Below are 10,000 nucleotides of genomic sequence, written 5' to 3' on the forward strand. Positions count from 1 at the left end.
AGGTTCGGGCTAACAGCTCTGGGCTCAAAGGCAGGATCCTGAAAAAAACAACTTTAATTAAATTAGCAAAGTCACTTTAACACTGGCAATACAGAGTCACAATCAAGGAACAGAAGAATAGTAAAAATAGCAAAGATACCAGCACGCACTTAAATTGCCGGAACAGACTTTCGATAGTGGCAGGTTTGAAGCATGTCAACGACCTTGCAGCTTCAGTTGAGACGGGTATACTGTGTTTTTGATCAAAGACTTAAAGTGTGGAGCTCTTCATGGAATATAACACTTCGGAATTATGTGATCTTTATGCCGACATGATCGATGTGGTTGAACCCATTTTCGCCAACTACGGTGGTCGCCGATCTTTTGGCGGTACTGTCCAGACTATTAAATGCTTTGAAGACAACGGTTTAATCCGCCAGGCTTTGGCTGAACCCGGAGTTGGTAAAGTCTTATTGATTGATGGCGGTGGTTCATCCCGCCGGGCTTTAATTGATGGTGAACTGGCCTCATTAGCAGCCGCAAATGGCTGGGAAGGCATAGTCTGCTACGGCAGTGTGCGTGATGTCGATACACTGGAAGATTTTGATATTGGTATTCAGGCGGTAAACGCTATTCCTGTCGGTGCAGATGATCGTGGTTTTGGTGAACACGAAATTCCGGTGAATTTTGGTGGCGTCACTTTTTTGCCTGGCGATCATCTATACGCCGATAACACCGGCATTATTTTATCTCCTGAGCCTTTAGACCTGGAATAACAGATGAGTGATGCTCTGATCCGCTACCAGGCCGCCACTTTGGCGGCCTTTCAACAGCTGCGTGAAGGTGAAACCCGCCTCGGACAAAGCTTGCGTTATGCTGATGCTGGCTTACCTTTAGCTGAAGCTTTAACCGCAGCTAAGCAGCAAGGCTGCGTTTTTGTGCTCTTGGGTGTGCCTGAAGATATAGGTCCCCGCGCTAATTTGGGTCAAGGCGGATCGGATCTGGGCTGGCAGGCTTTTATCCGAAAGTTTATTAACTTACAGCAAAACGGCTTTTTAGACGCTTCACAGATCGTGCTACTGGGCGAACTGAACTGTGCCGATTTGCAACAACAAAGTCAAAATGCAGATCTGGCCACTTTACGCAGCCTTTGTGCAGAGCTTGATATACGGTTAGAAGCTGTACTAATGGCTATTTTTGCTGCAGGTTTAACTCCTATTGTGATCGGAGGTGGCCATAATAATAGCCTGCCTTTGTTAGCTGCTTTAGCTAAAAATGAGCAACAGGCAGTCAATTGCATCAACCTTGATCCTCATGCTGATTTCCGTTTGCTGGAAGGCCGTCATAGTGGCAATGGCTTTAGTTATGCAAAAACTCAGGGGTATTTAGATCGCTATCTGGTGATGGGTTTTCATGAGTTAAAAAACTCGGCCAGCTCGTTAGCGCAAATCAAAGCAGCTGGAGTAGACCTGTTAAGCTATCAACAGCTTTTTGTGCGCGAACAAACCCCCTGGCCAGAACTGCTGAAACTTTGGTTAAGTCAACGGGAACCGCAACAGGTGTTTGGTATTGAACTGGATACAGACGCTATTACTGGCATGCCCGTCAGCGCCTACAATAGCTGCGGTGTTTCAGTGCAACAAGCTGAACATTTTGTATATCTGTTGGCCACTCAGGCGCAAAGCCGTTATCTGCACCTGGCAGAAGCAGCCCCAGCTCAACACCCTGCAGGTCTAGCTGCAGGGATGAATGAGGCAGGTCAAATACTAACAGCATTAGTCTGTGCTTTTCTGTTTGGTAAAGCACAACTTCAGTAAGTCGCTTTACTGTAACTCCATTGTTTCACCCAAGCGGGGAAAGCATCCAGAGCAAAGGGCTTAGCATACAAAAAGCCCTGGCCTCTGGCGCAGCCCATAGCGACCAGCTTTTGCTCAACTTCAGCTTGTTCAATCCCTTCGGCGACCACCATAAAGTTCATATTCTTGGCCATATCAATAATGGCGCCTGTAATAGCGGTGTGAGTGTCAGATCTGTGTAAATCAAAAATAAAAGAGCAGTCCACTTTTACCTGGCTGATGGGAAGTTCACGCAAATACGCCAAGGATGAAAAACCTGTACCAAAGTCGTCCAGCGCCAGTTCTACTCCAAGCTGCGCCAGATGTTTCAACATGCGCATGGCTTTCTCAGGTTCGGCCACTAAGGCACTTTCTTTGAGTTCCAGCACCAGTTGAGACGCTTGCACTTTATGGCGTTTTAACAGCAACTCTAAACTGTCGACCAGTTCATCCTGCAGCAAATCTTTACTGGAAATATTCACTGCTATTTTGCAAAGGATCTCCTGCTGCGCCAATTCTGCCAGCGTCATTATGGCCTTTTCCAGCACCCATTGGGTCAATGGATAAATCACTCCCATTTGTTCGGCCAACTCTAAAAACTCAGCAGGTCCAAGCAAGCCCCGGCGTGGATGATGCCAACGTACCAAGACTTCCCCGGCCACAACCTGCCGCGAACTAAGCGCAATCTGTGGTTGAATATGCAGTTTCAACTGCTGTTGGCTTATGGCACTTCGAAGCTCAGCCATCAAACCCAGTTTGTCGTTGTTGTAACTGATCAGATCCGGATGGAACACCACAGTACTGCTTTGGGTGATTTGCCGGTTTTGCATGGCAAGATGGGCTCTCTCTATCAAATCAGACAACAACTCACCATGCAGCGGATAATGGGCTATGCCACTTTGCAACTGATATTCCACAGCACAACCATGGATCAGCAAAGGTTCCGGCACATTATGCTCCAGGCGACGGGCAATTTGCTCAGCTGCGTGCTGCCTGGTACTGGCATCTACCCACAACACAAAATCCACACCACCTAAATGAGCAACTTTACCGCTTTGCTTGCCTTGTGGTTCCAGTATCAGTAATTCCTGATCCTGCTGCACCGCTGTATTTATCCGCTGCGCTATCTGTACTAAAACCAGATTGGCATTCTGGTGGCCCAGCGCCTGATTTACCCGTTCAAAGTTTTGAATTTTTAACAGCAATAATGAGGCTTTTTGGTTCGGATGACTGCGGCACCAAAGCTCAAACTGTTGTTGTAAATACAGTTTATTAGGAAGGCCACTGGTTTCATCGTGTAATGACAAAAAAGACAGATCTCTGACATCGCTTTTATCTGGCAGAGGTTTTTGTTCTGCTAAACGTTTTTTGAGCAACACAACCCAAGACGCCAACAACAAGACTAACAAAAGAAGCAGTACAAAAGGGTAAAACAAAGACTGGCTGGCCAGACTCTGGGCCAAAGCAGGGGCAGAGCTGGTCAGCAGTACAACAAATAAAACAGACCGAAAAGATAACACCACAGCTAACACCAGAAAGATCAGATAAGATCTTAAGATTACTCTGTTTTTCATCCTTGTAAAGTTAGCTGAGTGCTCGCAGATTCAGTTCACGCCCTGCTTTGACCAACTGAGTTAAAGCGCTGACACCAAACTGGTAACACAATTCCGCAGGTTGACTGATATGATAAAGCCCAAAGTCAGCTTGTTGTCCAACTGCCAGAGTTCCTCTGTCAGTTAAACCTAAAGCCGCAGCCGCATGCCGGGTCACCCCAGCTAAGGCCTCTTCCGGGGTAAAACGGAAAAGCGTACAAGCCATGTTCAGCATTAAAGGCAAGTTGCAAAATGGCGAAGTGCCGGGGTTTAAATCGGTCGAGATCGCCATAGGTACCTGATGCCTGCGCAACAGCTCAAAAGGTGGCAGCTTAGTTTCACGTAAAAAGTAAAAAGCGCCGGGTAATACTACAGCCACAGTGCCAGCCTCTTTCATTGCCAGCACATCTTGCTCCTGCAGATATTCAATATGATCTGCGGATAAACCATTAAACTCAGCGACAAGGCTGGCGCCACCTAAATGCGACAACTGCTCCGCATGGGCCTTGACCGGTAAACCCAAGGCTTTAGCTTTTTCAAACAACAAACGGCTTTGAGCAACAGAAAAACCTATGCCTTCACAAAACACATCTACCGCATCCACCAGCCCTTGCTGGTGTAATTGTGGCAGCACGTCATTTATCACCAGTTGCATATAATCGTCAGGGCGTCCGGCGTATTCCAAAGGCAAGGCATGAGCACCTAAAAAAGTTTTTTGAATGTCTATCGGATGAGTACGGTGTAACTCGGCAGCTACTTCGAGGATTTTTTGCTCAGTCGCCAGATCCAAGCCATAGCCGGATTTAATTTCTACACTAGTCACGCCTTGGCTCAGCAACGCATTTAACCGCTGTTTACCAAGCACAAATAACTCTTCATGACTGGCGGCACGGGTTGCAGCCACTGTGGATTTAATACCACCTCCGGCTTCTGCAATTTGTTGATAGGTAGCGCCATTTAAGCGCATTTCAAATTCATGAGCCCGGCTGCCTGCATAAACCAAATGGGTGTGACAGTCGATTAAACCAGGCAGTAGCCATTGGCCTTTACCGTCATACAGTGGAGTAGCTAACAAGTCAGTTTCAGGCAATTCGGCTTTTGGTCCCAGCCAGGCAATACGGCCCTCTTTTACTGCTAAAGCAGCGTTACTGATAGCACCGTAAGGTTGACCATTATCAGTCATAGTAGCTAAATTGACATTAATCCAGATTGCGTCAAAGACTTGCATTTTATTCTCCAGCCCGGCTTCCACACTGCTTACAGCACCGGGATTAATTCTACCTTCTAAGCTTGTATATACAACAAAATTCAGCTATTTTTCTTTGCTTCCAATCTGTAAATTCAGTCAGACATGACCAACAGCAGCGGGCAAAAGAAGTTTGCCACCATCAAAGATTATATTTTGAGTCAGGTCGAAACTGCAGCCTGGCCTGAGCATAGTCGTATTCCATCGGAAAACGAATTGGCAACCCAGTTTGCCGTTAGCCGCATGACAGCGCGTCGCGCTTTGCAGGAGTTAACAGAACAAGGAGTGTTGTATCGCACTCAGGGCGTCGGCAGCTTTGTTGCTTCTCCTAAGTCACAATCTTCGCTGCTGGAAATTCGCAATATAGCAGATGAGATCCAGCGCCGTGGCCATTTTCATAAAGCAGAACTAGTGCAATTGACCAGTTTGCCCTGTCCGGCAATTGTGGCTACAGCCTTAGGTTTAAGCCGCAATGCTCCGGTGTTTTTTTCGCTGATTGTGCATTATGAAAATCAGCAACCACTGCAACTGGAAGCCCGTTATGTCAATCCAGAGCAAGTGCCGGATTATTTAGCTCAGGATTTTGTGTTACAAACGCCGCATGAATACTTAAGTGCTGTTGCTCCTTTGACAGACGCCGAACACATAGTAGAGGCAGTATTACCAGACGAATTGACCCGCCAGCATTTAAAAATACCGGCTTCCGAACCTTGTTTACGCCTGACACGCCGCACCTTCAGCAGAGGCGGAGCTGTCAGTTTCGCTTATCTGACCAGCGCAGGTAGCCGTTATCGTCTTGGTGGCCAACTAACGATCCAACCTAAAGCGTAAAGAGCTATCACTGTAAGCCCTGAAAAGGCCCAGAGCCGGCAGCTTTGTCCACTGATGCAGCAAAGTTTGTGACGGTCTTGAACAAAGTTGCAGAACATAGCTTAGGCGTTAGCAGTTGAGCCTTTGAAGCCCAATCCGGAAAATAGATAACAGTGCACTATTTAAAGGCGCCGCCACAGCGGACGAGCAATACTCAACTGAGTGCCGAAGTCAGTTGCTCTCAACCGGACAGTTCCTTCACTCCTGAGACAAAAGGGTCGCAGTACTATCGTCCTTGTCTCTAAATTATTTATTGCCAGCAAATTTATAGGATTGTTTTTAAACCATTAGTTTAATTACATTTTTTAACACAAAGCACCAGTTTGGTGCTCTTTTTTTATAAGAAAATACTAAATTTGCACCAATCTGGCTAGACCAGTTAAAAAAACTTTGTTAGTTTCAGCAGCAAATATACCTATTGCCTCATTTCTAACCAATACTAAAACCATAACAGCAGTTGGAATTTGTCTATGAAACTTCGTGTTGCACATAAAATTTACCTGGGCTTTGGCTTTATTGCCTTGCTGTTGTTAGTCGCCAGTTTATCGTCGCTTTGGAGTTTCGCTGTAGTGAATAGCAGCAGCAGCCGCATGAATGAAACTGCAGTGCCGGTGCAGCAAAAAAGCAATATGGCTCAAATTCAGTTACTTAAGCTCGCCAAGTTATCCGCTCTTGGTTACACCGCAGAAGAAGCCGCAAAAATTAAGTCGTATCAGAGCGAATTCTCACAAGCTGCAGAGGTGTACGGTCGCCAAATGGCTGGCCTGACTCCGCTGGTGGCAAAAGAAGTCAGTTTACAAAAGCCCTTAGCTGAAGCTCAACAAACCTCGCAAGCCTACCAGCAAGCAGTTGATTTGTTATTTAAGGCTCGTTTAGAAGCAATAGCGCAGGGAAACAAGGCTGCAGCAGAGCTGAAAGAATTAGAGAACCTGATCGATACAGCAGGCGCAACGCTGGTCGATATTTCATTTTTAGAAGCGCCAGGTAAAGCGGCGCAAATGGCGTTGCTGGAAGGAGCTGCCGGGCGGGTAGACGGTCAGCTACTGGGATTATTAAAAACTGTACGCGAAATTGCAGCCATGACAGATCCGGTACAGTTGGCCACAAGTCAGGAAAATCTTGAGTTTGCCTTTAGTGATATGCAAGGCAATCTGGATTACATAGCCAACATTGTCAAACAAGTTGGGGCTGACGATTTATGGCAGGATTTTCTGGCGCAATTAGACGAAGCGAAAGCGCGAATTGCAGGCACAAACAACCTGGTTAGCATTAAATTACTCCAGGTGAAACAGCTACAGACAGCACGGCAGCAACTTGATCTATCTGAACAGCAAGTGACACAAGCGGTAGCTGCACTGGACCAAATGATTAGTCAGGCCGATAGCCAGTTCAGTTCTTTACAACAAAGTTTATCTTCCGCTTTAAATTCAGGCACTATCCGTGCAGTCATTATGTTGATTGTTCTGGTCGGTCTGGCCATAGGTGCCGCTTATCTGACGATCAAAGCTATGATTACTCCTTTGTCTGGGATTAACAGAGTACTGGATCAGATAGCCAAAGGTGATTTAAGCCGGGAGTTAGCCATTAATTCAGAAGATGAATTTGGTGAGTTATCTACGAATGTGAATACGTTGATCAAAGCCCTCAGGCAACTTATAGAACAAATCCAGCAAGGTGTGCTGGAATTGAATCAAAGCGCCAGATTATCCAGCCAAGAAGTCAGCGCTATACATCAGGCCCTGAATACCCAGCATCACCAGGTTGCAGAAGTAAACACAATCACCAACCAACTTGCCAGCAATACTCATCAAATTGCAGAACAGGCCGACATGGCACAACAACAAATGCAACAAGCGTTAAAACAAAGCCAACAAATCGATCAGGTCTCGGCAGCCAACAACACCCTGATCCAGGAATTGGCGCGGCAATTGAACGATACAAGTAACACAATGCAGGCTGTTAATACCGAATCAAACAACATAGGCGGCATTCTAACCACTATCCGTGGCATAGCGGAACAAACCAACCTACTGGCGTTAAACGCCGCTATAGAAGCAGCCAGAGCAGGTGAACAAGGCAGAGGTTTTGCCGTCGTGGCGGACGAAGTCCGATCTTTGGCTGTACGCAGTCAGCAGGCCACAGACGAAATACGCACTATGATTGGCAGCTTACAACAACAAAGCATGCAAGCAGTCACATCTATTGAGAAAGGCCAGCTGGATGCAAATAACTGCGTCGCGCAAAATGGGCAGTTGATGGCTGCACTGGCCGAAATAAACCATGCCATAGAAGCTATGCATCAAATCAGTGACAATATTGCCACTACCACCTCCAGTCAATTGCAGCTGGGAACTGCCATAGAGCAAAGCATGCATAGTATGGTGGATTTAGCAGAGCAAAGTACTGAGCGGGCGACATCAACACTTGAGCAAAGCGCCCAAGTCGCTACAGCCGCAGGCACCCTGGAAAATGCAGTACGCAGTTTTAAATTACATTAAGTTATTAAATGAGATCCCAACGATAGCCAGAGCCTTTGCTCTGGCTTTTTTATACTTGTTATTCTGCCTATTTCCCGAATGCTACTTAAAGCTTAGCAGCGACCAATCTTCTTCTGCCCGTCCGTGTTTTGTAGCACAACACCAAAAAGTCCTGAATAGTTTTGTTGATTGGCAATAAATCAGCTTTAGGTTTGAATACTTGATATGGTGCTTAAAAAAATGGCCAGACAGTGTCTGGCCAGGCAGGAAGTGTGTAATCCGTTATCTTTGTTCGTTCCATGTCTAACATTCGTAAACGCTTGATCATCATGACAAATACAGAGATAAAAACATGACGAAAGCTTTATATAGCTTTATATCACCCTTATATCAGCGCCAATTGGCTGAAATTTTGAGCATTCATGTATTTTTTCAGTCGCTGCTGATCAAAAAGTTCAATACCTGCTTCGGCCGCAAACAAACGCACCTGACTATTAATTTTCTGGTAGCAAACAATTAATCCACGTTGGCAGTTCAGCGATAACATTTGTTGAAACACAGAACGAACCTGGGCCACTGTCAGTGCTTCATCAAGCTCAGGTTGAATATAAAGCAGTAAAGCCTGTTGCTGGCGACGGACTAAAAAGTGAGACTCACAATCTTCTACCGACTCCATTTCACGGCCATAAAACTGCAATAAAAGCTGAGTGTTTTCTTTGAATTGCTGCTGTTGCCGTCCAAGCTTAGTGCCTTGCGGCCACCAGATAGGGTTCAGTACTTCTTCCTGACTTTCCAGTTCCAAAAAGGCGAGGATATTAAACAACAGTGCTAACAGAAACATGGAGACAAAAAGCCACAGCATCACACTGGACCAGGTTGAGCTTAACACCCAACTTTGACTGCCTGACAACACTGAATACTCAGAAAATAACAGGTAGGTCGCGCCTGCAATTATTCCTGCAGCTGTAGCAACACAAGAGCTGATCAACCATTTGTTATTCATTACAGGTACTCCACACAGATTTGATAACAGCAGTATCTAATCGGTGAGAGTTTTTTACCTGAAATAACCCTGATATTTGCTTTATATCTGATTAACCCGCGAATCAAAAGCTGCGAATTTGTTGACAACAAATTCCCGCCCCAGTTACATAGACTATTGTCAGCAACAGGAGCGACCATAAAGGTCGCCCCTTGGGTAAAATCTGAGCTTTACCTATTTAACGCTGCAGTTTTATGGGCTGAGTGTTCTAGACCAAACATTGAAGTGGAATTTTTGATGGGCCTGAATACACCGCAAACCTAGGATGTTTTTTTCGGCAATATGGCAAAACGCCCCTCAAATACAGCGACCTTTTGATCGTCACAAAATATTCCAACCTTGATATCAAGTCTGGCTTTACGCTGTTGTGATAATGCGGAGAAATCCGGTTGGCTTTGATGCCGCCAACAACGCCCCTCAGCAGGACCTGTGACAGGTTTCAGATAACGAATATGAGCATCCGCCAATACAATGTCACCATCAAGTTGCTGATCTTTCAGTAATAACCAGACCATTCCCCAACCCGTTAAAGTCGCTAATGTATAAATGCTGCCTGCGAACATAGTCTGATGCAGATTGATATTTGGTTCGAGCGGTGCCACACAACAAATCTTTTGGCTGTCTACCTTCTGCACTTTTACCTGCATATAAGAAGAAAGCGGGATCTTTTGCCAGAACGTTTGTTGTAACTCAGGTATCCATTGCTGCAGCTGCTCTGGCGCTGCTGAAAAAGCCAAAGTCTTTGCGTATCGATGATGAGCTATACCAAATAGGGCATTTGCAGGTTCCAGATAGTGATATCCAGCTTTCTGATAAAAACCAGCAGCAGTCTCACGGGCATTTAAGATGATACGCTGCATCCCTAATTCCAGTGCAACCTGCTCCAGTTGCTGTAAAACCATAGCTCCTAAACCATGCCCCTGCCATTGATCCGATACAGCCATATACCTGACCTGGGC

8 protein-coding genes are annotated in these 10,000 nt (G+C 45.9%); 4 read left to right on the forward strand and 4 right to left on the reverse strand.

What is annotated here, in order from left to right; genetic code table 11:
* Positions 1-269: 269 nt before the first annotated feature.
* Entirely contained in the window at positions 270-755 is a 486-nt protein-coding gene (gene rraA, locus LDL40_RS14740) for a ribonuclease E activity regulator RraA (protein ID WP_300996180.1), read from the forward strand.
* Between the two features lie 3 nt (positions 756-758).
* Positions 759-1,796 carry a formimidoylglutamase gene (locus tag LDL40_RS14745; protein WP_300996182.1) on the forward strand — a complete coding sequence of 346 codons (1,038 nt, stop codon included), beginning with the start codon at positions 759-761 and terminating at the stop codon, positions 1,794-1,796.
* Here the strand turns inward: LDL40_RS14745 and LDL40_RS14750 are convergent.
* Complete coding sequence (locus tag LDL40_RS14750; RefSeq protein WP_300996183.1) at positions 1,790-3,337, reverse strand: bifunctional diguanylate cyclase/phosphodiesterase; 1,548 nt, start codon at positions 3,335-3,337, stop codon at positions 1,790-1,792. The genes LDL40_RS14745 and LDL40_RS14750 overlap by 7 nt on opposite strands.
* 61 nt (positions 3,338-3,398) lie before the next feature.
* On the reverse strand, positions 3,399-4,634 hold the full coding sequence (gene hutI / locus LDL40_RS14755) for an imidazolonepropionase (RefSeq protein WP_300996184.1): 1,236 nt from the start codon (positions 4,632-4,634) through the stop codon (positions 3,399-3,401).
* A gap of 123 nt (positions 4,635-4,757) precedes the next feature.
* On the opposite strand from hutI, the gene hutC reads away from it, so the two are divergent.
* Both hutC and LDL40_RS14765 read left to right on the forward strand, forming a co-directional pair.
* Complete coding sequence (gene hutC / locus LDL40_RS14760; RefSeq protein WP_300996185.1) at positions 4,758-5,483, forward strand: histidine utilization repressor; 726 nt, start codon at positions 4,758-4,760, stop codon at positions 5,481-5,483.
* 509 nt (positions 5,484-5,992) lie between these two features.
* On the forward strand, positions 5,993-8,020 hold the full coding sequence (locus LDL40_RS14765; protein WP_300996187.1) for a methyl-accepting chemotaxis protein: 2,028 nt from the start codon (positions 5,993-5,995) through the stop codon (positions 8,018-8,020).
* A 364-nt stretch (positions 8,021-8,384) separates the two neighbouring features.
* Here the strand turns inward: LDL40_RS14765 and LDL40_RS14770 are convergent, their stop codons facing one another.
* Both LDL40_RS14770 and LDL40_RS14775 read right to left on the reverse strand, forming a co-directional pair.
* Positions 8,385-9,002, reverse strand: a complete 618-nt coding sequence (locus LDL40_RS14770) for a restriction endonuclease (RefSeq protein WP_300996188.1) — start codon at positions 9,000-9,002, stop codon at positions 8,385-8,387.
* Between the two features lie 299 nt (positions 9,003-9,301).
* On the reverse strand, positions 9,302-10,000 hold a 699-nt coding region (locus LDL40_RS14775), incomplete at its 5' end, for a bifunctional GNAT family N-acetyltransferase/hotdog fold thioesterase (RefSeq protein WP_300996189.1).

It is taken from the genome of Rheinheimera sp. (assembly GCF_020217005.1).
Classification (GTDB): domain Bacteria; phylum Pseudomonadota; class Gammaproteobacteria; order Enterobacterales; family Alteromonadaceae; genus Pararheinheimera.